Here is a 26,954-nt window from a genome sequence, read left to right as displayed (position 1 = left end):
GGGACCGCCGTGGCATCATCGGACACTGTGATCAACCGGGCGCATGCGGGCGGGCAGCAGGAGCGTGGAGGCCGCCTCGCCACTGCCGCCGGCACGGCCATCCGGTGGTCCGCGTGGCTCGTCGGTCTGTTCGTCGTGGTGCTCCTGGCGGTCGGCGCCTGGCTCCTCCTCGGCTCCGCCGAGCCGCCGGCGCGCGTGTACTCGCCGTCCGAACAGGCCCAGCTCGACGCCGAGGGGCGGTACCGCGGTCTCGCAGCGGATGCGCGTGCCGCAGCGGCGGCGGATCCCGCCCTTGCGGAGCGGCTGTCGGCGATCGCGTCGGACCTCGAGGAGCAGGCTGCCGCCGTGTCCCTGCCGCGGTCCCCCGCACGTGCTCCGGCCGGTGCGGACGCGCCGACGGATCCACCTCCCCCTGCGTCGGCAGCTGCTGCGCCGGCGCCCTCGCCCACTGCGGCTCCCGCAGATCCGGTCCGCCTCCTGGCGATGCTGCGCGACAGCTCGCTGCGCAGCCTGTCGGACGCGGTCGATGCCGAGCCGGGCCCCGCCCGGGTGCTCGCGTCGGCGGGCGCCAACCAGTGGCGCCAGGCGGTGCTCCTCGGCGGGGTGCTCGGCGTCGGGACAGAGTTGCCGGCGGCCGAGGCGCTGACCGCCGAGGACCTCGACCCGGAGCAGGGCGCGTCCGCCGACCCCGCCCGGTCCGGCACGCCGGCGTCCGTACCGGCGACCTCCGAAGGCGCGGCTTCCGGGGATGGGGCTTCCGGCCCGACCACGGCGGGCCCGGCGACGCCGGAGGAGTGCGCCGGCACTCCCCTGGGCCCGGATGCCGACCGCCAGGCCCTGCTCGGCGCGACCCGGGCGGAGGAGCAGGCCCGGTACGGCTACGAGGTCGCGGCCGCACTGCTGCCCGATCCTGCTCCTGCACTCGCCCTCTCGGCGACCCACCGGGCGGCCGCCGACACCGCCGCCGAGCGGCTCGCCGCACTGTGCGAACCCGCGGCCCCGGCGCCGGCAGGCCACGCCGTCGGACCGGCCTTCCGCGCCGATACGGCCGCCGCCCTGCGCGACCTCGAACAGGACCACACCGAGTTCTACGCGGGCCTCGTCGCCACGGTCAGCACCGCCGAACGGGCCTGGGCCGTCACGTCCCTGAACGCCGCGGTACAACGCAGCACCGAGGCGGGCGCCCCCCTCGCACCGCTGCCCGGCCTGCAGGCCGAAGCGGCCGGGACCACCGGCGACCCGGCTCCGGACGCGCCGGGGGCACCCGGGGCGCCGTCCGCACCCGGCGGCACTCCCGCTCCGGGAGGGCCGACCGATGGCTAGGCACCCCGACGAGGCGGCAGGAGACCGGCAACCCGGACGGCCTGGCCCCGATGCGACCGGTGTCCCCGGCGGCACGGGAACCGGTGCTTCCGGTCGGCCCGCTTCGGACGTCCTGCCCGACCTGCCGCCGCGACTCGTCCGGAGCGCCCGGACCATCGATGGCGGCGCCCGGTGGATGCGCGGATGGCACGGGCTGCTGGCCGACAGGCTCCACGCCTGGGACCTCGACCTCGACCTGCAGCCCGGACGACCCGCCTGGTCCGGCCAGTGCGCCGTCGTCGTGCCCGTGGTGCAGCGGGGCGGCCACGAGCCGGTGGACGCCGTCCTGAAGCTCACCATCCCCCACGACGAGGCACGCTCGGAGCCGGACGCGCTGGACCTGTGGGACGGCGACGGCGCCGTGCGCCTGCTGGCGGCGTCCCGGCCCGACTACGCGCTGCTCCTTGCACGCCTCGACGGCGACCACTCGCTCCACGACGTCCCGCTCGACGAGACCGCCGAGCCGTGGGGCCGCGTCCTGCGCCGCCTGTCGATACGGGCCGGCGACAGCGCACCGTGGGCCGCGTTCCCGCATCTGGCATCCGATGCCGAGCAGTGGACGGACACCCTGCCCGCCAGCTGGCACGAGCTGGACGAGCCGTTCCCGCGCTGGCTGATGGAGGCCGCGCTCGAGGTGTGCCAGTCCCGGGGCATCGTGGGACGGCGGTCGGAGAACGACGTGCTGGTGCACTCGGATCTGCACTACGCCAACCTCCTGCCGTCCTCGCCGGCGCGGCTGCGGGACGTCACGGCGATCGACCCGAAGCCGGTGATCGGCGATGCCGAGTACGCCGTGGCGCCGATGCTGTGGAACCGGCTCCCGGAACTCGATGCCGCAGACCCCGCGGGGCACCTCCGTGCACACTGCGCCGCGCTGTCCGCGGCCGCCGGACTCGACACCGGACTCGCCGTCGGATGGACCGTGGTCCGGGAGGTCCGCAATGCGCTGTCCTACATCGGCCACGGGCAGACCGGCGACGCGCAGCGATCGCTGTGGGTGGCGAGCTCCGTCCTGGGCCGAACCCTGGACGGGCTGCCGCCGGTCCGCGAGCTGCCGACGCTCTAGGGCGTCCGGTCGGTGACCGCTCCCGTCGGCGTCATGCCCGGGCGAGCAGAGGACGGATGTTCTCCACCCACACGTCGGAGCCGAGCTTGATGATCAGGGCGCCGACGACGACGAGGAACACGATCCGGATGAACCTGCTGCCCTGGCTGATCGCCATGCGGGACCCGGTGTAGCCGCCGGCCATGTTCGCCGCGCCGAGCAGGAGTCCCAACCCCCACAGGATGGACCCGTTGGGCAGGAAGAACATGAGCGCGCCGAAGTTGGTGGCCATGTTCACGATCTTCGCCTTCGCGCTGGCGCCGAGGAAGTTGTAGCCCAGCAGCGTGACCATCGCGATGATCAGGAAGGACCCGGTCCCGGGGCCGATCAGCCCGTCGTAGAAGCCGATGACCAGCCCGATCGCGCCGGCCGTGCCGTAGTGCCGCGCACCCTGGTGCCGCAGCTCGGTCAGTGTCCCGACGGACGGCTTGAGGGCCGTGAACACCGCCACCGCGACGAGTGCCACCACGATGATCGGCTTGAAGACCGACGACGGCAGGGATGCCGCCAGGATCGCCCCGCCGAAGCTGCCGACGAGGGCTATCGCGGCCATCGGGAGCGCCGTCCGCAGGTCGGGATGCGCCCGGCGGTAGTAGGTGATCGCGCTCGTCGTCGTCCCGAAGATCGACCCCAACTTGTTGGTGGCCAGGGCCTCCACGGGCGTGATCCCGGGAACCAGCAGGAGCGCCGGCAGCTGCAGGAGCCCGCCACCGCCGACGACGGCGTCCACCCAGCCCGCGGCGAACCCGGCGACGAGCACCAGCAGGATGGTTGCGAGGTGCAGTTCCTCGAGTCCCGAGCCCGCCACGGCCTAGGCGGCGGTGAGCGCGAGCAGCAGCGCGGCGGCGTCGTCGACGGCCACGTTCTGCGCCTCCCCCGTGCGGCGGTCCTTGACCTCGAGCACGCCGTCGGCGAGGCCACGGCCGACGACGACGATCGTGGGCACGCCGATGAGTTCGGCGTCGCCGAACTTCACGCCCGGCGAGACCTTGGGGCGGTCGTCGTAGATCACGGTGAGGCCGGCGGACTCGAGGTCGGCGGCCAGCTTCTCGGCGGCCTCGAACACCTCGGTGCCCTTGCCCGTGGCGACGATGTGCACGTCGGCGGGAGCCACGTTGCGGGGCCAGATGATCCCGCGATCGTCGTGGTTGGCCTCGGCGAGGGCCGCGATGGCACGCGTGACCCCGACGCCGTAGGAGCCCATGGTGACCGTGGCGAGCTTGCCGTTCCGGTCGAGGACCTTCAGCCCGAGCGCCTCCGCGTACTTGCGTCCGAGCTGGAAGATGTGGCCCATCTCGATGCCGCGCGCCGCGATCAGCGGCCCGGAGCCGTCGGGAGCCTCGTCGCCCTCGCGCACCTCGACGGCCTCGATGACGCCGTCCCAGCTGAAGTCGCGGCCCGCGACGAGCCCGAAGACGTGCCGGCCGTGCTCGTTCGCCCCCGTGACCCACGAGGTGCCGGGAACGACCCGCGGATCCACGAGGTACGTCAGGCCCGTGGCGGCATCGGCGCCGAGGACGGCGGCATCCAGGGCCAGGCCGGGGCCGATGTAGCCCTTGACCAGGCCCGGGTGCTTCCTGAGGTCCTCCTCGCCGGCGGCCTCGACGGCCACCTCACCGCCGGTCTCGAGGTGGCCGGCGATGGTTGCCTCGATGCGCTTGAGGTCCACCGTGCGGTCGCCGGGCACGCCGACGACCAGGATCCGGCGCTCGCCGGTGGGCAGCACGGCCGCCAGCACGACGTTCTTCAAAGTGTCCGCCGCGGTCCAGGCCCGGTCCGCGCGGGGTGCGGCGCCGTTCGCGTGGTCCACGAGCGTGTCGATCGTCGGGGTGTCGGGGGTGTCCCTGACCTCGGCTGCGGGCGCGTCGGTGTAGTCGATGGCGTCGGGGACGACCGTCGTGACCGCCTCGACGTTGGCGGTGTACCCGCCGGCCGACCGGACGAAGGTGTCCTCGCCGATGGGGGTCGGGTGGAGGAACTCCTCGCTCTTGGAACCGCCCATGGCTCCGGCGGTCGCCGTGACGGGCACGACGTCCAGGCCGAGCCGCTCGAAGATCCTGAGGTACGCCGCGCGGTGGAGCTGGTAGCTCGCCTCCAGCCCCTCGTCGTCGACGTCGAAGGAGTAGGAGTCCTTCATGATGAACTCGCGGCCACGGAGGAGGCCTGCCCTCGGCCGCGCCTCGTCGCGGTACTTGGTTTGGATCTGGAACAGGCTGACGGGGAGGTCCTTGTACGAGGTGTACAGGTCCTTCACGAGCAGCGTGAACATCTCCTCGTGCGTCGGTGCCAGCAGGTAGTCCGCGTCCTTGCGGTCCTTGAGGCGGAAGATGCCGTCCCCGTACTCGGTCCAGCGGTTCGTGGCCTCGTAGGGTTCCTTGGGCAGCAGCGCCGGGAAGTGGACCTCCTGCGCGCCGATCGCCTCCATCTCCTCGCGGACGATCGCCTCGACCCGTGCGAGGACCTTCAGGCCCAGCGGCAGCCAGCTGTAGATCCCGGGGGCGGCACGCCGGATGTAGCCCGCCCGCACCAGGAGGCGGTGGCTCGCGACTTCGGCGTCGGCTGGATCTTCACGCAGGGTGCGCAGGAAAAGGGTCGAGAGTCGTAAGACCACGCGGGTGTCCGTTCGTATTCGGTCGTGCACTGCCAGTCACGTCCCCGCCGTCCGGCGGGAGACAACAGCTACCAATCTAGCGGGTCGGGCGGGCGGGTCGGGATCACCGCCGGCAGGGTCCTGCTCAGAAGAGGATCGTCGCGAAGGTGTCCACCTGCTCGAAGCCCACGCGCTTGTACGCGGCGATGGCCCGGGCGTTGTAGGAGTTCACGTAGAGGCTGACGGTCGGCGCGAGGGAGCGGGCGGCGACGACGACGGCGGCCATGTAGGCGGCGCTGAGCCCCCTGCCGCGGTGGTCCGGGTTCACCCAGACGCCCTGCACCTGGACGGCCTGCGAGGACACCGTACCCAGTTCGGCCTTGAAGACCACCGTGCCGTCGTCGTCGAACGCTGCGAGCGAGTGCTTGCGGCTGATCAGGGACGCCACGCGGCGCCGGTAGTGCTCGGACCCGCCGATGAACGGCGAGTACCCCACCTCCTCCTCGAACATCGCGGCGCAGGCGGGCAGGAGCCGGTCGAGTTCGTCGGGACGCGTGAAGCGGAGATCGGGGGCGGGCGCGATGAGCGGGTCCGTGTCGATGGCCATGAGCGGCTGCGTGGGGCGGATGTCGAAGGGCTCGGCGCTGTAGTCCTCGAGCGTGGACCACAGGTCCATCACGCCCTCGGAGAGTCCGAAGACCGAGGAGAAGGTCCGGCCCGACCGGCCGAGGTGGTCCCCGAAGATCGCGCCGGTCTCGTCCGTCACGCCGATGGGCACGAGGTTGACGCCCGCCCAGCACGCAGCGCGGAGCTCGTCGTGCCGGAACATGCCGATGATCTCACCGCCGGAGAACGACGGCGCGGCCGTCCCCATGGACTCGAGGTGGGAGGCCACGAAGACGTTGGCCACCGGATCGGCGGCGACGAGGGCCCAGAGATCCCGGGTGTCCGCCTCGCCGAGGACGCGGAACGACCAGGGGCCCTCGGGGTCGGGCTGTGGCCTAGCTAACGGTAACCATGGGGCCACCCGAGCCAGCAGTTTCGCCATCAGCCTCACCCATCTCCTCTGCGAGCCGCATCGCTTCCTCGATGAGTGTCTCAACGATCTGGTCCTCGGGGACAGTCTTGATGACTTCGCCCCTCACGAAGATCTGGCCCTTGCCGTTTCCGGAGGCCACACCCAGGTCGGCCTCGCGGGCCTCGCCGGGTCCGTTGACGACGCAGCCCATGACGGCCACGCGCAGCGGGACCTCCATGCCCTCGAGGCCGGCGGTGACCTCCTCGGCCAGGGTGTAGACGTCCACCTGGGCCCTGCCGCAGGACGGGCAGGAGACGATCTCGAGCTTGCGGGGACGCAGGTTGAGCGACTGCAGGATCTGGTTGCCCACCTTGATCTCCTCGACCGGCGGTGCCGAGAGGGAGACGCGGATGGTGTCGCCGATGCCCTTGGACAGGAGCGCCCCGAAGGCCGTGGCCGACTTGATGGTGCCCTGGAAGGAGGGCCCCGCCTCGGTCACGCCGAGGTGCAGGGGCCAGTCGCCGCGCTCGGCGAGCAGTTCGTAGGCGCGCACCATGATCACGGGATCGTTGTGCTTGACCGAGATCTTGAAGTCGTGGAAGTCGTGTTCCTCGAACAGGGAGGCTTCCCAGACAGCGGACTCGACGAGCGCCTCGGGTGTGGCCTTGCCGTACTTCTGCATCAGGCGGGGATCCAGTGAGCCGGCGTTGACGCCGATGCGGATCGAGGTCCCGGCGGCCTTCGCCGCGTCGGCGATCTGCTTCACCTGGTCGTCGAACTTCCGGATGTTGCCGGGGTTGACGCGCACTGCGGCGCACCCGGCGTCGATCGCGGCGAAGACGTACTTCGGCTGGAAGTGGATGTCCGCGATGACGGGGATCTGGGACTTCTTCGCGATGATCGGCAGGGCTGCGGCGTCATCGGCCGACGGGCAGGCCACACGGACGATGTCGCACCCGGTCGCCGTGAGCTCCGCGATCTGCTGCAGCGTCGCGTTGATGTCCGTGGTCGGCGTGGTGGTCATGGACTGGATGCTGATCGGCGAATCGGATCCGACGCCCACCGATCCGACCTTGATCTGGCGGGTCTTGCGCCGGGGTGCGAGGACGGGGGGCGGTGCTGCTGGCATTCCTAGGCTGACCGAGGTCAAAACATCCTCCATGCTGGCGGCCGTGACCGCACGTCTTCGAGATTCTTGATTTCATTATCCACCCGGCCCGGCGGTCTCCCGGCGTGTGGCGATGCAGGTCACACGAGGTCGCGGAATGCTCCGATGACCGGGTTCCACCCGGTGGCCTTGACGGCCGAGATGGCACCGACCCGGGCGAAGGGGTCTTCGCTCACGAGCTGGTTGAGGTCCGCCTCGGTCTCGGCGGCGAAGACGAGGAGGGCGCCGCTGCCATCGGCGAACGGTCCGGAGGCCAGGACGCGGCCCTGCTGCACGAGGCTCTCGAGCCACTGCCGGTGCTCCGGACGGTGCTCCGCCCGGAGGTCGTCGTGGTCGGGGTTGTACACGTACTCGACGGCGAAGATACTCATGGGCCTCACCCTACGGGACTTCCAGGAGGTAGACCTTGACGATCGTCGCGACCCCTGCCGCCCAGAGCAGGGAGGACAGCGTGCCGATGATGAACCGCTCCGACGCGGCGGGGGTCTCCTTCAGCTCGGCATAGCGACCGAGCGCCTTGACCGTGACGACGTAGGCGATGGCGACCGGCTGGCCACCGAGGATGGCGACGGTGACCGCGAGCCGCTCGAGGACGCCGATGACGAGTCCGCCGCGGAGGACTCCCGGCGGCAGGGCGTCCACGGGTGCCCTCGGCGGTTCCGCGGGTGGCTCGGGGAGGTCCAGCTGGGGCTGGTCCGCGGGCTCGGGCGGTTCCTCGCGGCGCCGTTCCGCGGTGTCCACGGAACGGGCCAGCCGCAGGACGAGCATGGTCACGGGCAGGCCGAGGCCACCCGCCGCGAGCAGTGCCACCGCGATCCAGAGTGCGTCCACCGGACCTCCTTCTTCCTTGATCCATGTCTACCCCACGGCACCCCCCAACGGATGCGGGGACGCGGACCGGGCCGTCAGGCGACGCGGCCGTCGGCCCAGGTCAGGAGCCGCGCGGCTGCGGGGCGGACGGCCTGCTCCTCGTGCCACGCGGCACGGGCGGCGGCCTTGCTCACCGCCTGGGGACTGATGCCGAGCGTCCGCGCGACGGCGGTCTGCGTGCCGCGCTCCCCCGGGTGCAGGAGATCGAGGATCCGCCATTCGGCGTCCGAGCGGCCCATCACGTGCCGGCCGAGGAGCGCGAGCACGCCCTCCGCCTCGCCGGCCCCGTCCGGGCCCTCGACGGCGAGGGGTGCGCGGTCCCCCGTCTTCTTCGCGCGGTCCACGGCCTTCCGCGCTGCGACGAACGCGGAGCCGCGGCCCTCCCGTGGGGAGGCGGGGAAGGGACGCTCGACGGTCCCGATCCCGATGCCCACGTACCAGCCGCCGGCTCGCAGGCAGAGCATCACGGCCTCGACGACATCGTCCGCGCCCGCGATGACCCCCTGCGCCTCGTCCCCGACCGATCGCTCCCAGGGCAGCACGGCGTGGACGGGCTGCAGGAGGTGGAGCAGTTCCGGCACCCGGTCCGTGGTGGCTCGGCTTCCGGTCTGATCGATGGTCAGGACGAACATTCATCAACCGTATGGGGTTGAAATTCGAATTACAACCGATCAGCCGAACAGGTCGACCGGTTTGACGATATCGGCATAGATCAACAGGACACCCATCCCCATCAGCAGGATCGCCACCGCGTAGGTGAGGGGCAGGAGCCTGGCCATGTCGAACGGCCCCGGATCGGGACGCCCGAACACCCGCGCGACACCCCGGCGCAGCCCCTCCCACAGCGCTCCGGCGACGTGCCCGCCGTCGAGCGGCAGGAGCGGGATCAGGTTGAACACGAACAGGGCGAGGTTCACGCCCGCGACGAGCCCGATCAGCGTCGCCGCGCGGGATTCGACCGGCACTTCCTCCATCGCCGAGATCTCGCCCGCGATCCTTCCGACGCCGACGACGCTGATGGGCCCCTCGGGATCACGCGGCGCGTCCGAGAACGCTGCCTGACCCACCTCCACCACGCGCTGCGGCAGGTTCAGCACCACTCCGGCGACCCGGGCCAGCGAGTCCCCGACAGCCGGGAGCACCTCGGTCGCGGGCTGCGGGACGAGTTCCTGCGTCGAACCGACGCCGATGAAGCCCACCTCCTGGGTCACGGCCTCGCCGTCGTCGTCGACCATCGCCGTGCCGTCCTCCGCGGCGACCGGCCGTTCCGTCAGCAGGGGCGTGATGACGGACTCGACGCTCTCGCCGTCGCGCACGTAGGTGATGCCGACCTCGCGGCCGGCCGCGTCCCTGATCCAGCCCGACAGCTCGTCCCAGTCGGTGACCTCCCGGCCGTCGAAGGCGACCACGCGGTCGCCCGGCTGGAGTCCCGCCTCGAAGGCGGGGGCGGCGGGATCCTCGGGCGCACAGTCGGTCTGTCCCGTGGCCGCCTGCTGACTGGCGGGGACCACGCACCGGTACACCTCGGACAGCGTGGTGGTGGCCTGCGCACTGCCGAACCCCATGATGAGGACGGCGAAGAGCACGGTCCCGATCAGGAGGTTCATCAGCGGCCCGCCGAGCATGATGATGATCCGTTTCCAGATGGGCAGCTTGTAGAAGACCCGGTCCTCGTCCCCCGGCTGCAACTGCTCGGCCGCGGCCTGCCGGGCGTCGTTGGTGAGCTGCTGGAAGACGCCGGTGCTGGACTGGCGCACCGCACCGGCCTCCGTGGTCGCGGGAGGGAACATGCCCACCATCGAGACGTAGCCGCCGGCCGGGATTGCCTTCAGCCCGTACTCGGTCTCCCCGCGTCGCCTGGACCAGATGGTGGGACCGAAGCCCACCATGTACTGGGTGACGCGGACGCGGAACAGCTTCGCGGGCACCAGGTGCCCCACTTCATGCAGGGCGATCGACGCCGCGATGCCGATGACGACGACGAGCACTCCGACGATGAACAAGAGAACGGTCACAGCTCTTCCTTCTGGCCTTCCGGACCGGCCGCCCCTCCGGGCGCCGGCGACTCCACGAGGCCGCAACGGGACCGGGCACTCGTGCGTGCCCAGCGCTCCGCCTCGAGGACGGCGTCGAGGGTGGGCTCGCCGCCGGCGACCTCCCGCGCACGCTGCTCGTCGACGACGGCGGACACGGTGTCCACGATCTCAGGGAAACCTATGGCTCCCCTGTGAAAGGCCTCGACGGCCTCCTCGTTCGCGGCGTTGTACACGGCCATGCGCGTGCCGCCCTCGGCGGCCGCACGCTTCGCCAGGGCGATGGCCGGGAAGGCCTCCTCGTCCAGCGGTTCGAAGGTCCACTCGGCGGACCGGCTCCAGTCGCATGCGCGGGCTGATCCCGGCACGCGGAACGGCCAGCCGATGCCGAGGGCGATGGGGAGGCGCATGTCCGGCGGTGACGCCTGCGCCAGCGTGGAGCCGTCGACGAACTGGACCATCGAGTGGATCACGGACTGCGGGTGCACGACGACGTCGATCCGCTCGAGCGGGATGTCGAAGAGGAGGTGGGCCTCGATCACCTCGAGGGCCTTGTTGACCATCGAGGCGGAGTTCGTGCTGATGACGCGTCCCATGTCCCACGTGGGGTGGGCGACGGCCTCCGCGGGCGTGACGTGCTGCAGCTGGGCGCGGGTCCTGCCGCGGAACGGGCCGCCCGACGCCGTCAGGACCAGTCGGTCCACCTCGTCGGCCGTGCCGCCGCGCAGGGCCTGTGCGATGGCCGAGTGCTCGGAGTCCACGGGGACGAGTTGTCCGGGAGCGGCCGCCGCGCGCACGAGCGCTCCCCCGGCGATCAGCGACTCCTTGTTGGCCAGGGCGAGCAGGTGCCCGGCGGCGAGCGCGGCGAGGGTGGGCTCGAGGCCGATCGAGCCGGTGATGCCGTTGAGGACGACGTCGGCGTCGGGCCAGGCAGCAACCTTCGCCGCGGCGTCGTCGCCGGAGAACAGCATCGGTGCGTAACCCCGGACACCGGCGGCGTCGGCGGCCTGCGCGATCGCGCGCTCGAGGTCGGACTCCGACGCGGACGCGACGCCGACGGCGGGAGCCCGGACGGCCACGGCCTGGCGGGCGAGGAGTTCCAGGTTCCGCCCGCCGGCGCTGAGGCCCGCGACGCCGAAACGGTCGGGAGCCGCGGCGATCACCTCGAGCGCCTGGGTCCCGATGGAGCCCGTGGAGCCGAGGATGGAGACGCGCCGGTACTGCCGGGTGGGGTTGCTGAAATCCATGGCCCCAGTATCCCGCAGTCCGGAGCTGTCCATCAGCCAGGGTCCGCGGACGCTGTGGGCGGGGATCGTCCGGATGCGACCGGGCGGCGGGGAGGGATCCCGGACCGCGACGACGCGCCGCTTCCACCCGGCGGCCGGGTCCCTGCCGGTACCTCGATGGCCGGTCGGCACCAACCATGGGGCACCTGTTCCGGGTCTGTGTCGAGCAGCCGGAATGTCGGTGCCGAGTGATGGAATGAGTCATGTCCATCGGAGCGTCGACGCTCGATCTCGGGGACGCCTACGACGAGGCGACCTGGGGATGGCCCGCGGATGCGGTCGACGAGATCCTCGGTCCGCTGGAAGACCTCGGCACCGAGGACGAAGGAACCGACGGTCATCGGCGAACTCTCATCGAGGAGGCGTCGCCGTCCGGACTGGTGGCCCGCCTGCAGGACGCGCCGATGATCGCGGCCCCCTCCCGTCTCGATGACACGCTCGAGCTGCTGCGCGCGGCCGAACGCCTCGCATCGTGGGCGGCCGCCCAGCGGGCCCGGTTGATCACGAGGGTCCACACGTTCAGCGATCGCGGGCACCGGACCTGGTCGGGCCGGTCGTCGTCCCTCGCGTTCACGGAGACGGTTGTGGAGACCGCAGCCCTGCTCAAGCTGTCCGAGGGCTCGGCCGCCCGGCTCGTCTCGGAGTCGCTCACGCTGACCGGACCGTTGACGGCCACCCTGGCGGCCCTGGAGAAGGGCGGGATCTGTGCCTCGCGGGCGTCGGTCATCGTCGAGCAGTCCCGCACACTCCCCGACGAGGCCGTCCTGGCGTTCGAGGCGGAGATCCTGACGGTGGCGGAAGACCTGAACCGGCCGAGGCTGACGGCGCGGTGCCGTCGGCTGCGGGAGAAGCTCCACCCCGGGTCGTTGACCGCCCGCCGGGTGAAGGCGGAACCGGATCGGTGCGTCGTCTTCGAACCGGACCGTGACGGGATGGCGTGGTTCAGCGCCTATCTCCCCGCGGAGCAGGCACTGGCCCTGCACACCACGGTGGATGCGGTGGCCCGGACCCTGCGCAGCGGCGATGAGCCGCGGACGCTGCCCCAACTGCGCGCCGACGTCCTGGCCGACATGCTGCTCGGCGCCGGTGGGCCCTCGGGCACGCGCTCCCCAGCAGCGAGGATCGTCGTGACCGTTCCGGTGTTCGCGCTGATGGGGCTCACCGACGAACCTGCCGAACTCGAAGGTTATGGTCCGATCCCTGCCGACGCCGCCCGCCGGCTCGCCGGGGACGCCACCTCGTGGATGCGCCTGCTCACCCACCCGTACACGGGTGCGGTGCTCGGCCTGGACCGGACCCGGTACCGCCCGAGCGAGGACCTGCGGACCTGGGTGCAGCTCCGCCAGAAGACCTGCAGCTTCTACGGCTGCGGCCGTCCCGCCGGCCGCTGCGATCTGGACCATCTGGTGTCCTGGGCAGACGGAGGATCGACCGGTGCGGACAACCTCTATCCCGTCTGCAGGCGACACCACATGCTGAAGCACCGGACGGGATGGACACCGACTCCCGATCCCGATAGCGGGCTGAGCTGGTTGTCGCCGGGTGGTCGCACCTACACGACGCCGCCCGAACCACCGCCCGCCACGACGGATTCGTCGGCGATCGCCCGCACCGTGCACGACCTCGGGACAGCGATGCGCGCGGAGCGGGTCCCGGACCCCGGGCTCCTACCGCCCTTCTGAGAAGCGAAGCCGCAAAGAGCGGCGCCTGGAGCGGGTCAAGCGGGCCTCGATCCTCGCGGGACGACGACATCTGCCAGCGCTGTTCGCCGGCACCGGCACTGCCGTACGCGCGTCCGACTCCCCTGTCGTCGACACCGCGGCGGCGTCCGGCGAGGCCCGCCCCTACCGACCCGACGCCCTGCCCACGACGCTGCGGGCATGCCGGAGGATCGGCTCGTCCACCATGCGCCCCTCGTAGGCGAAGACGCCCCGTTCCCTCTCGGCGGCGGCGAGCAGCGCGCGGGCGCGCTCGACCTCGGCGTCGCCGGGAGCGAAGGCCGTACGGACCGCGGCCACCTGGCCGGGATGGATGCAGGCCTTCGCGGAGAAGCCGGAAGCGGCCGCATCCTCGGCCTCGGCGGCGAGGCCCCCGAGGTCGGCGATATCCACGTAGACGGCGTCGATACAGCCGACTCCCGCGGCTCCTGCGGCGAGGAGCACCTGCGAGCGCGCTTGGAGCGCCACGGCCCGGTAGGTGCCGCCGGCGGTGCGGCTCGAGGTGCCGCCGAGGGATGCCACGAGGTCCTCGGCGCCCCACATGAGGGCGGTGACGCCGTCGGCCGCGGCGATGGCGGCCGCGTGGACCACGCCCCGCGCCGTCTCGACCAGGGCGATGACCTCGACGTCCCCCAGGGCCGCACGGGCCGCGGCGACGTGCTCGGGCGACTCCGTCTTGGCGAGCATGACGGTGCGGTAGGGGGTGCCTCGGACGGCGGCGCAGTCGAGTGCGAAGTCGGCTGTCCCCACCGCGTTGAGCCGCACCACGGTGCGCTCCGGGGCGAGCGGGGTCTCGGCGAGTGCCGTCCGTGCCGCGTCCTTGGCTCCGGGCGCCACGGCGTCCTCCAGGTCGAGGATGACGGTGTCGGAGCGGTCGGCCGCCTTGCCGTACCGCTCCGGGCGGTCCGCCGGGCAGAAGAGCAGTGCCGGTCCCAGGACGATCCCGCTCATCGCGTCACTGCCCGCTGCGCCGTCGAGGACCACATCAGGACGGAGCGCGTTGCCGACGCGACGACATCGCCGTGCTGGTTGCGCCCGGTGTGGACCATGGACACGATGCCCTGCCCGGGGCGCGAGGACGACGGGCGGACACCGGTGATCTCGGTCTCCGTGTACAGGGTGTCGCCGTGGAACAGCGGCTTCGGGAAGGCGACGTCGGTGAGCCCCAGCTGCGCCACGATGGTGCCCTGCGTGAGCTGGGACACCGACTGTCCGACGAGCGTCGCGAGGGTCAGCATCGAATTGACGAGACGCTCACCGAAGGGCTGCCCCGCGGACCAGGCCGCGTCGAGGTGCAGGGCCTGCGTGTTCATGGTCAGCGTCGTGAACAGGACGTTGTCGGCCTCGGTCAGCGTCCGGCCGGGGCGGTGGGCGTAGACCGTCCCGACCTCGAGCTCGTCGAGGTAGAGGCCGCGCTGCTCGATCACGGACCGGGCAGGTGGCGTGTCGCCGCTCACGCGGCCGCTTCCCCGAGCTCGATCCGCAGCGGGGCGCCGGTGGCGGCGACGACGTCGTCCGTGCTCACGCCGGGAGCGGTCTCGCGCAGCACGAGTCCGTCGGGTTCGACGTCGATCACGGCGAGGTCGGTGACGATCCGGGTCACGCAGCCCTTCCCCGTCAGGGGCAGGGAACAGGCTTCGACGATCTTCGGCCGCCCTGCCCGGTCCACGTGCTCCATCATGACGATCACGCGCTTCGCCCCGAACACGAGGTCCATGGCGCCGCCCATGCCCTTGACCATCTTGCCGGGCACCATCCAGTTCGCGAGGTCGCCGTTCTGCGCGACCTCCATGGCACCGAGGACCGCGACGTCCACATGGCCGCCGCGGATCATGCCGAAGGACGCGGCCGAGTCGAAGAACGCAGCGCCCGGATTGGCGGTGACGGTCTCCTTGCCGGCATTGATGAGGTCCGGATCGACGGCGTCCTCGGCGGGATAGGGACCGACGCCGAGGATGCCGTTCTCGGAGTGCAGCACCACCTCGACCCCGGCGGGGATGTAGTTCGGGATCAGCGTGGGCATCCCGATGCCGAGGTTGACGTACTGCCCGTTCTCCAGCTCCTGCGCCACCCTGGCGGCGAGTTCGTTGCGGGTGAGTGCCATGCTCATGCTCCTTCGGGTGCGTTCAGGCCGGCGCCGGGGTCGGGCGCGCCGCCGATCGAGACGGTCCGCTTCTCGACGCGCTTCTCGACGTCGCGCGCCACCACCACGCGCTGGACGAAGATGCCGGGCGTGTGGACCTGCGCCGGGTCGAGCTCCCCGGGTTCCACGAGTTCCTCGACCTCGGCGATCGTGATCCGGCCGGCCTGCGCACAGAGCGGATTGAAGTTCATCGCGGTGGCGTGGAAGACGAGGTTGCCGTGGCGGTCGCCCTTCCAGGCGTGGACCAGCGCGAAGTCGGGCCGCAGCGACTCCTCGAGCACGTAGTCGACGCCGTCGAAGGACCGCACCTCCTTGGCCTTCGACGCCACGGCGACGCTGCCGTCGCCGTCGTACCGCTGGGGCAAGCCGCCCTCGCTGACCTGGGTGCCGACGCCCGCCGTGGTGAAGAAGGCCGGGATGCCCGCGCCGCCGGCCCGGAGCTTCTCGGCGAGGGTGCCCTGCGGGGTGAGCTCGACCTCGAGCTCACCCGAGAGGTACTGGCGCGCGAACTCCTTGTTCTCGCCGACGTAGGAGCTGACGGTCCGGCGGATCCGGTGATCGGACAGCAGGATGCCGAGCCCCCAGTCGTCCACGCCGCAGTTGTTGCTCACCGTCTCGAGCTCCGAGGTCCCCTGCCGGTGCAGGGCGTCGATCAGGGTCACCGGGATCCCGCACAGGCCGAACCCGCCGACGGCGAGGGATGCTCCGTCGGGGATGTCCGCCACGGCCTCCGCCGCACTGCCAACCACTTTGTTGATCACTGCTTCTCCTTCGCTGTTCCGGCGCCTGTCCGTCCTGGCCCTGCGGCGGGCCTACAGGCCGAGTTCCCTCGCGATCAGCATGAGCTGGACCTCCGTGGTCCCCTCGCCGATCTCGAGGATCTTCGAGTCACGGTAGTGCCTGGACACCACGAACTCGTTGATGAAACCGTAGCCGCCGAAGATCTGTGTCGCGTCGCGCGCGTTGTCCATGGCGGCTTCGCCGGCCACCAGCTTCGCGATCGAGGCCTGCGTCTTGAACGGCTTGCCCGCGAGCATGCGCGATGCCGCGTCGTAGTAGGCCAGCCGCGCCGTGTGGGCCCGGACCTGCATCCGGGCGATCTTGAACTGGATGGACTGGTAGGCGCCGATGGTGCTGCCGAAGGCCATGCGCTCGCCCGCGTACTTGATGGACTGTTCCACGCAACCCTGCGCCGCGCCGGTCGCGAGCGCCGCGATGGCGATCCGCCCCTCGTCGAGGATCTGCAGGAAGTTGGCGTACCCGCGGCCGCGCGTACCCAACAGGTTCGCCTCCGGGACCCGGACGTCACGGAGGGTGAGCGGATGGGTGTCGGAGGCGTTCCAGCCCACCTTGTTGTAGGCCTTCTCGGCCGTGAAGCCCGGCGTGTCCGAGGGGACGAGGAGGGTGGAGATCTCCTTCTTCACCGTGCCGTCCGGCCGCTCGGAGGTACCGGTCACGGCGGTGACGGTCACCAGCGACGTGATGTCGGTGCCCGAGTTCGTGATGAACTCCTTGGTGCCGTTGATCACCCACTCCGATCCGTTCGCGCCGTCCTCGAGCTTCGCCGTCGTCTTCGTCCCGGAGGCGTCGGAGCCGGCCTCCGACTCGGTGAGGCCGAACCCGCCGAGGGCGGTACCCGACGCGAGGGAGGGCAGCCACTGCTGCTTCTGCTCCTCGGTGCCGAAGCGGTAGACGGGCATGGCGCCGAGGGACACCCCCGCCTCGAGGGTGATGGCCACCGACTGGTCCACGCGGGCCAGCTGCTCCAGTGCCAGGCACAGCGCGAAGTAGTCGCCGCCCATGCCTCCGTACTCCTCGGGGAACGGCAGGCCGAACAGGCCCATGTCCCCCATCTGCTTGACCACCTCGTAGGGGAAGCTGTGCTCGGCGTCGTGCTTGGCGGAGACCGGGGCCACGACCTCGTCGGCGAACTCGCGGACGGTGTCGACGAGGTCCTGGTACTCCTCGCTCAGTTCGAAATTCATGCTGCGTTCCCTTCCGTGGGGATAGGTGCCGGGCCGCCCTCGGGGGCGGACTCGATGGTGGCGAGGATCTGGTGTGCCCGCACGAGGTCGCCGGGTTTCAGCGAGAGGCGGACGACGCCGGACAGGGCGGCGGTGAGCTGGTGCTCCATCTTCATGGCCTCGACGGCGACGAGGACATCGCCCGCCTCGACGGTCGCGCCGTCCTCGACGGACACCGACACCACGGTGCCCGGCATGGGGCTGCGGACCAGCGGGTCGGCCGCGCCCTCCTCCCGGGTGATACGGGACAGGGCGGCGTCGAGCAGTTCGCGGCGGCTCGGACGGCGCACGCGGGCGGACCAGCCGGCATCCCCCAGCCAGACGGTGTCACCGTCGACCGCGTAGCGCCGGCGGGAGCGGAGGCCGTCGATGGTCACTCCCCCGCCGTCGACGCGAACCGTGAAGCTCGCGGCAGCCGGGCCGTCGGTGCCGTCGGTGCCGTCGACCGTTCCGGTCCATCCCCCGCCCGTGCGCTGCAGCCGGACCGTCGCGGTGGCGCCGTCCATCTCGAGGGTCACGACGCGTGGTCGGGGTGTCCCGAGCCGGAAGCCGTCGCCCCGGTGCCAGGGTGAGCCGCCGGCCGGAGCCGGTTCGGCCTCGAGGAGCAGGACGGCGGCGAGTGCGAGGTCCTCGGGGGCGACATGGCGGAAGGCCAGCTCCGGGAGCTTGCGTTCGATCATCGTGGTGTCGAGCCGCGCGGCCCGCACGTCGTCGTCGCCCACGAGCAGCCGGAGGTATTCGATATTGGTGTGGACCCCCAGCACCACGGTGGCGGCGAGCGCCGCGTCCAGCCGGTCGAGGGCCTCACCGCGATCGGCACCCCAGGCGATGACCTTGGCGAGCATCGGGTCGTAGGACGAGGAGACGGTCCCGCCGGGCAGGAGCGAGCTGTCCACCCGGATGCCCTCCCCTGCGGGCTCGGCGAGCTCCAGGATGCGGCCGGTGGAGGGGAGGAACCCGGCCTCGGGGTTCTCGGCGTACACGCGGGCCTCGACGGCATGACCTGTCAGCACGACGTCGTCCTGCGTGAACGGCAGCGCCTCACCCGCGGCGATGCGGATCTGCCACTCCACGAGGTCGATGCCGGTCACCAGTTCCGTGACGGGATGCTCGACCTGCAGGCGCGTGTTCATCTCCATGAAGAAGAACTCGTCGGGCGCGGCGTCGGAGACGAGGAACTCGACGGTCCCGGCTCCCGCGTAGTCGACGCTGCGGGCCGCGGCGCACGCGGCCTCGCCGATCCGTCGCCGCGTGGCCTCGTCGAGCAGGGCCGACGGCGCCTCCTCGATGACCTTCTGGTGCCGGCGCTGCAGCGAGCACTCGCGCTCGCCGAGATGGATCACGGTGCCGGTGCTGTCGGCCAGGACCTGCACCTCGATATGACGGGGCCGCTCGATCAGGCGTTCCAGGAACAGCGTGTCGTCGCCGAACGCGCGGGCCGCGACGCGACGCGCCGTGACGAGGACCTCGGAGAGGTCCTCCGGCCGGTGGACGGCATGCATGCCCTTGCCGCCGCCGCCTGCGGACGGCTTGATGAGCAGCGGGAAGCCGACGTCGTCCGCTGCGCGCAGCAGGTCGTCGTCGGAGAGTCCCGGTTCGGCGATGCCGGGGACCACGGGGACACCGGAGGCGGCAACGTGGTTCTTCGAACGGATCTTGTCGCCCATGACGTCCAGGGCGTGGACGGACGGCCCGATGAAGACGATCCCGGCGTCCCGCAGCGCGTCGGCGAAGGCAGCGTTCTCGCTGAGGAACCCGTACCCGGGGTGCACAGCGCCCGCCCCCGTGCGGCGGCAGGCCTCGATGACGGCGGGGATGGACAGGTAGCTCTCGGACGGTGCGGCCGGGCCGATCCGGACGGCGGAGTCCGCTTCGAGGACGTGCCGGGCGCCGGCATCGGCGTCGCTGTAGACGGCGACCGACCGGAGGCCGAGCGCGCGGACGGAGCGGAGGACCCGGCTCGCGATCTCGCCGCGGTTCGCGACGAGGACGGTGTCGAAGGGCCACCGGGCGGTCCTGGAACGGGCACCGGCGGGGCTGGAGAGGGGGCTGGAGGTCATCGGGTCACATCCGGAAGAGGCCGAAGGAGGTGTCGGGCAGGGGCGCGTTGGCGCAGACGTCGAGTGCGAGGCCGAGGACGGTGCGGGTGTCCGCGGGGTCGATCACGCCGTCGTCCCAGAGCCGCGCCGTCGAGTAGTAGGGGTTGCCCTGGGCTTCGTACTGGTCGCGGATGGGTGCGCGGAACGCCTCCTCGTCCTCCGATGACCAGTCCTCGCCGCGCGCCTCGAGCTGGTCGCGCTTGACGGTCGCCAGGACCGACGACGCCTGGTTGCCGCCCATCACGGAGATGCGGGCCGCCGGCCACATCCACAGGAAGCGCGGGGAGAAGGCGCGACCGCACATCGAGTAGTTGCCGGCCCCGAAGGACCCGCCGACGACGACCGTCAGCTTGGGGACGCGGCAGGTCGCGACGGCGGTGACCATCTTGGCCCCGTTCTTCGCGATGCCGCCGGCCTCGTAGTCCTTGCCCACCATGAAGCCGGAGAGGTTCTGCAGGAACACCAGGGGGACTCCGCGCTGGTCGCAGAGCTCGATGAAATGGGCGCCCTTGAGGGCGGACTCGCTGAAGAGCACCCCGTTGTTGGCGACGATCCCGACGCGGTGGCCGGAGATGGTCGCGAAGCCCGTGACGAGGGTGGTGCCGTACTCGCGTTTGAACTCGTGGAAGAGCGAGCCGTCGACGATCCGGGCGATGATCTCGCGGGCATCGTAGGACGCGTTCACGTCCGTCGGCACGGCACCGTACAGCTCGTCCTGCGGCACCACCGGCTCCAGCGGCTCCGCGGCGTGCACGACGGCGGGAACGGGCGGCTTTGCGGCCGGGGGCAGCGTCGCGATGATGTCGCGCACGATCTCCAGCGCGTGCTGGTCGTTCTCCGCGAGATGGTCGGTGACCCCGGAGACGCGGGAGTGGACGTCCCCGCCCCCGAGCTCCTCCGCCGTGACGACCTCGCCGATGGCGGCCTTCACCAGCGGCGGGCCGCCCAGGAAGATGGTGCCCTGGTTGCGCACGATCACGGTCTCGTCGCTCATGGCCGGGACGTAGGCGCCACCGGCGGTGCAGCTCCCCAGCACGGCGGCGATCTGCGGGATCTTCCGGGCCGACATGGTGGCCTGGTTGTAGAAGATACGGCCGAAGTGGTTGCGGTCGGGGAAGACGTCGTCCTGCCGGGGCAGGAACGCGCCGCCGGAGTCCACGAGGTACACGCAGGGCAGATTGTTCTCGAGGGCGATCTCCTGCGCGCGGAGATGCTTCTTGACGGTCATCGGGTAGTACGTGCCGCCCTTGACGGTGGCGTCGTTCGAGATCACCAGCACGTGGCGGCCGTGTACGAGGCCGATGCCGGCGATCACGCCCGCACCCGGGCACTCATCGTCGTACATCCCGTTCGCCGCCAGCGGCGCGATCTCGAGGAGCGGACTGCCGTCGTCGAGGAGCTGGTCGATGCGCTCCCGCGGGAGGAGCTTGCCGCGGGCGACGTGCCGCACGCGGGAGCGCTCGGGCCCGCCGAGGGCCGCGGCCGCGAGGCGCCGCCGCAGGTCGCCGACGAGTTCGGCCTGCGCCGCGGCGTTCGCCGTGAACGCCGGCGAGAGCGGATCCACCTGCGATGTCAGAGTCTCCATCGACTACTTCCTCGAGCATGCTTCAGTTAGCAGACGCTAACCGGATTCAGGTTAGTGGTCATTAACCTGGATGTCCATCAGAATGGGTCCATCACTCACCGGCGGACCCGAAGGACCTGCATGGAGGCACTGCCCACCGAAGACCGCGTGACGGGTCGAAGCGTCGCGAAGGCGTCCCGTCGCGCGGCCCTGCTCGTCGCCGCGGCACAGCTGTTCGCGGACCGCGGGTACAACGGGGTGTCCATCGAGGACCTCGGCGCTGCCGCCGGCGTGAGCGGGCCCGCCGTCTACCGGCACTTCACCGGCAAGCCCTCGGTCCTCTCCGCGCTCCTCACCGGGGTCAGCGAGGACCTCCTGGAGGGCGGGCGTACCGTCGCCGAGGGGGCGTCCTCGCCCGAGGCGGCGCTGCGGGGCCTGATCCGGTTCCAGGTCGACTTCGCGCTGGCCAATGCGAACGTGATCCGCGTGCAGGATCGCGATCTCGGCTCCCTCCCGCACGACGACGAACGGAACGTGCGGGCCCTGCAGCGCAACTACGTGCAGGTCTGGGTGGACGAACTGGCCGGTCTCCTGCCGGCGGCGGACCGCTCGCTGCTGCGGCGCAAGGTCCATGCGGTGTTCGGACTCATCAACTCGACGCCGCACACCGCGCACGGCACCCGCTCGACCCGGGAGCTCGGCGATCTGCGGGACCTGCTCCAGGACATGGCATGGGCCGCCCTGACCGTGTGACGGCGGCGGGGGTGCGCGCCTCCGGGCACTCCGGGGTGCCTAGTACGCTGAAGCCACGAGAAGTACCGGCCGCGCCGCCCGCCCGGCCACTCCACCGACTGAAAGTACCGCTGTGATCACGCTACGTCCCGTTGAAGCCACCGACCTCGACGAGTTCTTCTCGCACCAGCTGGACCCCAGCGCCAACCACGTGGCGGCCTTCGGGGCCAAGAACCCGTCGGACCGCGGCGTCTTCGACCATCACTGGCAGGACATCCTGAACGACAGCAGGATCACGGTGCGCACCATCCTGTCCGACGGCGAGGTCGTGGGCAGCATCCTCGCCTACCGGGACGGCGACGTGCCCGAGATCAGCTACTGGATCGACCGCTCCCGCTGGGGACAGGGCATCACGACGGCCGCCGTGGGGCAGTTCCTCGACGAGATGACCCAGCGCCCCATCCGCGCCCGCGCCGTGGCGGACAACGTGAGCTCCATCCGCATCCTCGAACGGTGGGGTTTCCAGCAGGTCGGCGAGACGCAGGGCTTCGCCCCGTCCCGCGGCGCCGTGGTCCGCGAACTCATCCTCGAACTGGCGTAACTCCCCGGGAGACGCAGCCCTGCCGCAGGCGGACCGCGTCCTCGGGTGCCGCTAGACCATCGTCAGGACCATCGCCGGGTTGCGGAGGATGGTCCCGACATCGGCCAGGAACCGTGAGCCCTGCTCACCGTCGACGAGCCGGTGGTCGAAGGACAGGCTGAGGGTCAGGACGGACCGCAGGGCGATCGTGCCCTGGTATTCCCACGGCATGCTGCGGACCGCGCCCAGGGCGAGGATCGCCGCCTCGCCGGGATTCAGGATCGGCGTGCCGGCGTCGATGCCGAAGACACCGATATTGGTGATGGAGATGGTCCCACCCGCGAGATCGGCCGGCGGGGTCTTCCCCGCGCGCGCGGTCTCCGCCAGCGCATTGAGGGCCTTCGCGAGGTCCGCCAGGGACAGGTCCTGCGCGGCCTTGATGTTCGGCACGAGCAGCCCACGCGGGGTCGCCGCCGCGATGCCGAGGTTCACGTCCGCGTACTGGACGATCTCCTGCGCCTCCTCGTCCCAGGACGAGTTGAGGGTGGGGTTCCGCGCGATCGCGATGCACACGGCCTTCGTCACGATCGTCAGCGGCGTCACCTTCGTCGCCTCGAAGGCCCGGCTCGCCCTGAGGTCCGCGAGCAGGTCCATCGTGGGCGTGACGTCGATCGTGAGGAACTCGGTCACGTGGGGCGCCGTGAAGGCGCTGGCCACCATCGCTGCCGCAGTGTGCTTCCGCATGCCCCGGATCAGGGTCCGCGTCTCCCCCGCCCTCGCCGTGCGGGCCGTGCCTGCCGCCGGCAGGGGGCCTGCCGGCGTTGCCGGCGTCCCCACCGCTGCGGCAGGGCTCTCCGTGGTCCCTGCGAGCGCGGACAGGACGTCGGCCCGCGTGATGAGGCCGCCGGGCCCGGAGCCTCTCAGGGCGTCGAGGGCGATGCCGAGGTCACGCGCGAGCTTGCGGACCGGCGGCGTGGAGCGGGGCCGGTCCCCGCTCCGTCGTGCTTCCCCGGCCGCGGGCGCGGGCGCGGCGGCGGGCACGGGCACGGCGGCGGGCGCGGGCACGGCTGCGGGCGCGGGCACGGCTGCGGGCGCGGGCACGGCTGCGGGCGCGGGCACGGCTGCGGGCGCAATCGGGCCATGCCGGAGCCGCGACGGGATCTCCGGGCCCGACGGAGCCGATGCGGCGGGGACCTGCGTCGGCCCCGGACCCGCGGTCGGGAGGATGCGGCTCCGCCGCTGCGGGCGCCCGCCCTTCTCGACAGCCGCCCCGTAGCCCACGAGGTTCGGTTCGCGCCGGGCAGGCACGTCGTCGGGCACGTCCGCGGGGTCCGACGGTGGCGGGGTCGACCGTGGCACTGACGGAGCCGTCGGCTCCGACGCCTGCGCGGGCTTCGCGCCGTCGGTCTCGGGCACCTCGAAGGAGACGATCGGCGCTCCGACGTCGACGACGCTGCCCGCGGCCGCGTGCAGGTGCACGACGACGCCGGCGTACGGCGAGGGCAGCTCGACGACCGCCTTGGCGGTCTCGACGTCGGCGATGATCTGGTTCAGCTCCACCGTGTCACCCACGGTGACGTGCCACTGGACGATCTCCGACTCGGTGAGTCCCTCGCCGAGGTCGGGCAGCCGGAACTCCCGGACCCGGGCGGACGTCGTCCCGCCGGTCGTGGTCCCGGCCGGCCGGGTCGTGGGCGGAACGGCCAGGACCGGGGCGGCAGTGGACGACGCGGTGGTGGATGTCGCGGTCACTGTGCCGCTCCTTCGACATCCAGTCCGCTCAGCGAGTTCGGCCGCCGCATCACACGGTCCACGCCGTCCAGGATCCGGTCGAGGTCGGGCAGGTGGTGGAACTCGAGCTTGGAGTACGGGTACGGGATGTCGAATCCGGTGACGCGGACGGGGGCGTGCTCGAGGTAGTCGAAGCAGCGCTCCGTGATGCTCGCGGCGATCTCCGCGCCGAGCCCGCCGGACCGGGCGGCCTCGTGCGTGACGACGAGCCGGCCGGTCTTCCGGACGGAGGACTCGACCGTCGCGAAATCGATCGGGGCGAGGGAGCGCAGGTCGATCACCTCGAGGGAGAGGCCGTCGTCGGCCGCCGCGATGGCGGCATCGCGGGCGGTGGGCACGAGCGGCCCGTAGGTCACCAGGGTGACGTCCGTCCCCTCGGTCACCACGCGGGCGGCACCCATGTCCGAGACCGTCGGGTCGACCGCCTCGTCGACCTCGCCCTTGACGTGGTAGCGCCGCTTGGGTTCGAAGTAGAGCACCGGATCGTCGCTGGCGATCGCCTGCTGGATCATCGTGTAGGCGTCCTGCGGGTTCGAGACGCTCACGACGCGCAGGCCCGAGGTGTGGGTGAAGTAGGCCTCGGGAGACTCCGAGTGGTGCTCCGGGGAACCGATGCCGCCGCCGAAGGGAACCCGGATGGTGATGGGCATCCTCACGGCGCCCTGCGTGCGGTAGTGCAGCTTGGCCACCTGGCAAACGATCTGGTCGAAGGCCGGGTAGATGAAGCCGTCGAACTGGATCTCCACCACCGGGCGGTACCCGCGGTAGGCCATGCCGACGGCCGTGCCCATGATCCCCGCCTCCGCGAGCGGGCTGTCGAGGACGCGGTGCGGCCCGAAGTCCTTCTGCAGGCCGTCGGTGATGCGGAAGACCCCGCCGAGCTTCCCGATGTCCTCACCGATCAGGACCACCTTGGGATCCTCGTCCATGGCGCGGCGCAGGCCGGCGTTGATCGCGCGGCCGAAAGTCATGGTGGACATCAGCGGGGTCCTTCCTGGGGTGCCTGGGCGAAGGAGGCGAGGTAGCGCTCGTAGTGGTCCTGCTGGCGGTCGAGCTCCGCGTTCGGCGCGCTGTACACGTGCCGGAAGACGTCCGACGGCACCGGTTCGGCCATCGACAGGCATCCCTCGCGCAGTTCCGCGGCGACGGCGTCGGCCTTCGCCTTCACGGAGTCGGAGTAGTCGGCCTCGAGCAGCCCGAGCGAGTCGAGCAGGGTGGCGAGTCGGGCCAGTGGGTCACGGGCCGCCCAGTCCTCGAGCTCGTTGGCGTCGCGGTAGCGGGTGGGGTCGTCGGCCGTCGTGTGGGGGCCCATCCGGTAGGTCACGGCCTCGATGAACGTGGGCCCGCCGCCCGAGCGTGCGCGGGCGAGGGCCTCGCGGGTCACGGCGAGGCAGGCGAGCACGTCGTTGCCGTCGACGCGCACCGAGGGGATGCCGAAGCCGGGAGCACGGCGTGCGATCGGCACGTGCGCCTGCAACCCCACCGGCTCGGAGATGGCCCAGTGGTTGTTCTGGCAGAAGAACACCACGGGGGCCTGGTAGCTCGCAGCGAAGACCATGGCCTCGTTGACGTCGCCCTGGCTCGTCGCGCCGTCGCCGAAGTAGGTCACCGCGACGGCGTCGGCGCCGTCGTTGATGATGCCCATCGCGTAGCCGGTGGCGTGGAGCGTCTGCGCCCCGATGATGACCTGCGGGGTGGCCATGTTGATGGTGTACGGGTCCCAGCCGGAGGAGGCGTTGCCGCGCCAGACCCGCAGGATGTCGGCGAGGTCCACGCCGCGGCAGTAGGCCACGGCGTTCTCGCGGTAGCTGGAGAAGACGAAGTCGTCGGCGCGCAGGGCACGGCCGGAACCGATCTGGGCCGCCTCCTGGCCGAGCAGCGGGGGCCAGAGTGCGAGCTCGCCCTGACGCTGCAGCGCGGTAGCCTCGGCGTCGATGCGACGCACCACCACCATGTCCTCGTAGAGCTTCTGCAGGGCGGCGCCGTCGACGTCGGCGACGAGGTCGTCGTAGTGCCCGTGCGGGTGCCGGACCCCGGAGGCGTCGATGAGCTGGACGAGGTCGTCCCCGCCTGCGCGGGCGGGGCCCGGGAAGACCGTCCCGCTCGCCGACCCGGCGTCGTCGCCGCCGGGAATTCCCTGTCCTCGCTGGTCGCCGTCCTGGGTCATTGCACGCAACCTTCACTCGCAGGCACTCCCTCCTGCGGCCGATCGGGCCGCCGGGAAAGAGCTCCGGGCGCCTTTACCCGGAGTGATTGTGACCCTACTCACAGCGCACAGGTGGCACAACTGTTTCCTCATCGACTGAGCAGAGTGCACTATTCCGCGGCATACCGCCGTGTTAGCGTTGCGCACTATGCAACCCCTCGACCTCACCGACACGCGCCTGCTGCAGGCCCTCGCCAGGGACCCCCGGCGCACCGTCGTCGCCCTCGCGCAGAAGCTGGGACTGTCCAGGAACACGGTGCAGGCGAGGATGGCGCAGCTCGAGAAGAAGTCGGTCTTCCTGTCCTTCGAGCGGCGCATCAACACGGTCTCGCTCGGCTACCCGTTGACCGCCTTCATCCATGTCCACGTGCAGCAGCAGAAGCTGGCGGCGATCACTCACAGCATCGCCGCCGTACCCGAGGTCATCGAGGCCTTCGGCCTGACGGGCCAGGCCGACATCCTGGTCCGGGTGGTCGCCGTCGACGCCGAGGACCTCTTCCGCATCAACGGCAAGATCCTCGCATGCGACGGCGTGGAGCGCTGCGACACGTCCCTCGCCATGGGCGAGCTCATCCCGTTCCGGGTCGAGCCTCTGCTCGCGCGCGGCCCGCGGGCGGGGGGGGGGGGGGGGGGGGGGGGGGGGGGAGAGGAAGAGGGAGGAGGGA

25 protein-coding genes are annotated in these 26,954 nt (G+C 71.4%); 6 read left to right on the top strand and 19 right to left on the bottom strand.

What is annotated here, in order from left to right:
- The first annotated feature begins 9 nt into the window (after positions 1-9).
- Entirely contained in the window at positions 10-1,323 is a 1,314-nt protein-coding gene (locus ACX80U_RS14505) for a DUF4439 domain-containing protein (protein ID WP_459268943.1), read from the top strand.
- Positions 1,316-2,428, top strand: coding sequence for an aminoglycoside phosphotransferase family protein (locus tag ACX80U_RS14500; protein ID WP_459268942.1), 1,113 nt, complete (start codon positions 1,316-1,318; stop codon positions 2,426-2,428). The genes ACX80U_RS14505 and ACX80U_RS14500 overlap by 8 nt, the downstream gene beginning before the upstream one ends.
- A gap of 31 nt (positions 2,429-2,459) precedes the next feature.
- On the opposite strand, the gene ACX80U_RS14495 is transcribed toward ACX80U_RS14500, so the two are convergent.
- The 9 genes from ACX80U_RS14495 to dxr all read right to left on the bottom strand — a co-directional run bounded on the left by ACX80U_RS14495 (position 2,460) and on the right by dxr (position 11,393).
- Positions 2,460-3,275, bottom strand: coding sequence for a sulfite exporter TauE/SafE family protein (locus ACX80U_RS14495; protein WP_459268941.1), 816 nt, complete (start codon positions 3,273-3,275; stop codon positions 2,460-2,462).
- Positions 3,276-3,278: 3 nt separating this feature from the next.
- Complete coding sequence (locus ACX80U_RS14490; protein ID WP_459268940.1) at positions 3,279-5,078, bottom strand: proline--tRNA ligase; 1,800 nt, start codon at positions 5,076-5,078, stop codon at positions 3,279-3,281.
- Between the two features lie 124 nt (positions 5,079-5,202).
- Positions 5,203-6,105, bottom strand: coding sequence for a GNAT family N-acetyltransferase (locus ACX80U_RS14485; protein WP_459268939.1), 903 nt, complete (start codon positions 6,103-6,105; stop codon positions 5,203-5,205).
- Positions 6,059-7,225, bottom strand: coding sequence for a flavodoxin-dependent (E)-4-hydroxy-3-methylbut-2-enyl-diphosphate synthase (ispG, locus tag ACX80U_RS14480; RefSeq protein WP_133082193.1), 1,167 nt, complete (start codon positions 7,223-7,225; stop codon positions 6,059-6,061). The genes ACX80U_RS14485 and ispG overlap by 47 nt, the downstream gene beginning before the upstream one ends.
- A gap of 98 nt (positions 7,226-7,323) precedes the next feature.
- Positions 7,324-7,614, bottom strand: coding sequence for a YciI family protein (locus ACX80U_RS14475; protein WP_133082192.1), 291 nt, complete (start codon positions 7,612-7,614; stop codon positions 7,324-7,326).
- A 10-nt stretch (positions 7,615-7,624) separates the two neighbouring features.
- Positions 7,625-8,074, bottom strand: coding sequence for a hypothetical protein (locus ACX80U_RS14470; RefSeq protein WP_459268938.1), 450 nt, complete (start codon positions 8,072-8,074; stop codon positions 7,625-7,627).
- 74 nt (positions 8,075-8,148) lie between these two features.
- Positions 8,149-8,745: a MarR family transcriptional regulator gene (locus ACX80U_RS14465; protein WP_459268937.1), complete on the bottom strand. Its 597-nt coding sequence runs from the start codon at positions 8,743-8,745 to the stop codon at positions 8,149-8,151.
- A gap of 39 nt (positions 8,746-8,784) precedes the next feature.
- On the bottom strand, positions 8,785-10,128 hold the full coding sequence (locus tag ACX80U_RS14460; RefSeq protein ID WP_459268936.1) for a M50 family metallopeptidase: 1,344 nt from the start codon (positions 10,126-10,128) through the stop codon (positions 8,785-8,787).
- A complete protein-coding gene (gene dxr, locus ACX80U_RS14455) occupies positions 10,125-11,393 on the bottom strand; it encodes a 1-deoxy-D-xylulose-5-phosphate reductoisomerase (RefSeq protein ID WP_459268935.1) in 1,269 nt (422 codons plus the stop codon). The genes ACX80U_RS14460 and dxr overlap by 4 nt, the downstream gene beginning before the upstream one ends.
- A 242-nt stretch (positions 11,394-11,635) precedes the next feature.
- Between dxr and ACX80U_RS14450 the strand changes: the two genes are divergently transcribed.
- Positions 11,636-13,114, top strand: coding sequence for an HNH endonuclease signature motif containing protein (locus ACX80U_RS14450; protein ID WP_459268934.1), 1,479 nt, complete (start codon positions 11,636-11,638; stop codon positions 13,112-13,114).
- Between the two features lie 162 nt (positions 13,115-13,276).
- Here ACX80U_RS14450 and ACX80U_RS14445 read toward each other — a convergent pair whose 3' ends face one another.
- Genes ACX80U_RS14445 through ACX80U_RS14415 form a run of 7 tightly spaced genes read right to left on the bottom strand, consistent with a single transcriptional unit; the run spans position 13,277 to position 21,001 of the window.
- Complete coding sequence (locus tag ACX80U_RS14445) at positions 13,277-14,101, bottom strand: HpcH/HpaI aldolase/citrate lyase family protein (protein WP_459268991.1); 825 nt, start codon at positions 14,099-14,101, stop codon at positions 13,277-13,279.
- Positions 14,098-14,607, bottom strand: coding sequence for a MaoC family dehydratase (locus tag ACX80U_RS14440; protein ID WP_459268933.1), 510 nt, complete (start codon positions 14,605-14,607; stop codon positions 14,098-14,100). The genes ACX80U_RS14445 and ACX80U_RS14440 overlap by 4 nt, the downstream gene beginning before the upstream one ends.
- Positions 14,604-15,254, bottom strand: coding sequence for a 3-oxoacid CoA-transferase subunit B (locus ACX80U_RS14435; RefSeq protein ID WP_133082185.1), 651 nt, complete (start codon positions 15,252-15,254; stop codon positions 14,604-14,606). The genes ACX80U_RS14440 and ACX80U_RS14435 overlap by 4 nt, the downstream gene beginning before the upstream one ends.
- 2 nt (positions 15,255-15,256) lie before the next feature.
- Entirely contained in the window at positions 15,257-16,054 is a 798-nt protein-coding gene (locus ACX80U_RS14430; protein WP_133082184.1) for a 3-oxoacid CoA-transferase subunit A, read from the bottom strand.
- A gap of 51 nt (positions 16,055-16,105) precedes the next feature.
- Positions 16,106-17,278 (bottom strand): acyl-CoA dehydrogenase family protein, encoded by a 1,173-nt coding sequence (locus tag ACX80U_RS14425; protein ID WP_133082183.1) that lies wholly within the window; start codon positions 17,276-17,278, stop codon positions 16,106-16,108.
- The gene (locus tag ACX80U_RS14420) at positions 17,275-19,377 is read right to left on the bottom strand and encodes an acetyl/propionyl/methylcrotonyl-CoA carboxylase subunit alpha (RefSeq protein WP_459268932.1); all 2,103 of its coding nucleotides are present in this window, start codon (positions 19,375-19,377) and stop codon (positions 17,275-17,277) included. The genes ACX80U_RS14425 and ACX80U_RS14420 overlap by 4 nt, the downstream gene beginning before the upstream one ends.
- Before the next feature lie 4 nt (positions 19,378-19,381).
- Positions 19,382-21,001, bottom strand: a complete 1,620-nt coding sequence (locus ACX80U_RS14415) for a carboxyl transferase domain-containing protein (RefSeq protein WP_459268931.1) — start codon at positions 20,999-21,001, stop codon at positions 19,382-19,384.
- A 120-nt stretch (positions 21,002-21,121) separates the two neighbouring features.
- Here ACX80U_RS14415 and ACX80U_RS14410 point away from each other — a divergent pair, with 120 nt between their 5' ends.
- A complete protein-coding gene (locus tag ACX80U_RS14410) occupies positions 21,122-21,733 on the top strand; it encodes a TetR/AcrR family transcriptional regulator (RefSeq protein ID WP_459268930.1) in 612 nt (203 codons plus the stop codon).
- 112 nt (positions 21,734-21,845) lie between these two features.
- On the top strand, positions 21,846-22,313 hold the full coding sequence (locus ACX80U_RS14405) for a GNAT family N-acetyltransferase (protein ID WP_459268929.1): 468 nt from the start codon (positions 21,846-21,848) through the stop codon (positions 22,311-22,313).
- 51 nt (positions 22,314-22,364) lie between these two features.
- Here the strand turns inward: ACX80U_RS14405 and ACX80U_RS14400 are convergent, their stop codons facing one another.
- The 3 genes from ACX80U_RS14400 to pdhA all read right to left on the bottom strand — a co-directional run bounded on the left by ACX80U_RS14400 (position 22,365) and on the right by pdhA (position 26,250).
- Positions 22,365-23,921: a dihydrolipoamide acetyltransferase family protein gene (locus tag ACX80U_RS14400; RefSeq protein ID WP_459268990.1), complete on the bottom strand. Its 1,557-nt coding sequence runs from the start codon at positions 23,919-23,921 to the stop codon at positions 22,365-22,367.
- Positions 23,922-24,040: 119 nt separating this feature from the next.
- On the bottom strand, positions 24,041-25,063 hold the full coding sequence (locus ACX80U_RS14395; protein WP_459268928.1) for an alpha-ketoacid dehydrogenase subunit beta: 1,023 nt from the start codon (positions 25,061-25,063) through the stop codon (positions 24,041-24,043).
- Positions 25,063-26,250 carry a pyruvate dehydrogenase (acetyl-transferring) E1 component subunit alpha gene (pdhA, locus tag ACX80U_RS14390; protein WP_459268927.1) on the bottom strand — a complete coding sequence of 396 codons (1,188 nt, stop codon included), beginning with the start codon at positions 26,248-26,250 and terminating at the stop codon, positions 25,063-25,065. The genes ACX80U_RS14395 and pdhA overlap by 1 nt, the downstream gene beginning before the upstream one ends.
- A gap of 187 nt (positions 26,251-26,437) precedes the next feature.
- On the opposite strand from pdhA, the gene ACX80U_RS14385 reads away from it, so the two are divergent.
- Positions 26,438-26,954 (top strand): Lrp/AsnC family transcriptional regulator (locus ACX80U_RS14385; protein WP_459268926.1); only part of this gene is annotated, 517 nt, incomplete at its 3' end.

Source organism: Arthrobacter sp. TmT3-37, assembly GCF_054510835.1.
The sequence above is the reverse complement of the archived record's forward strand: the minus strand, read 5'-3'. Positions and strand labels throughout refer to the sequence as shown.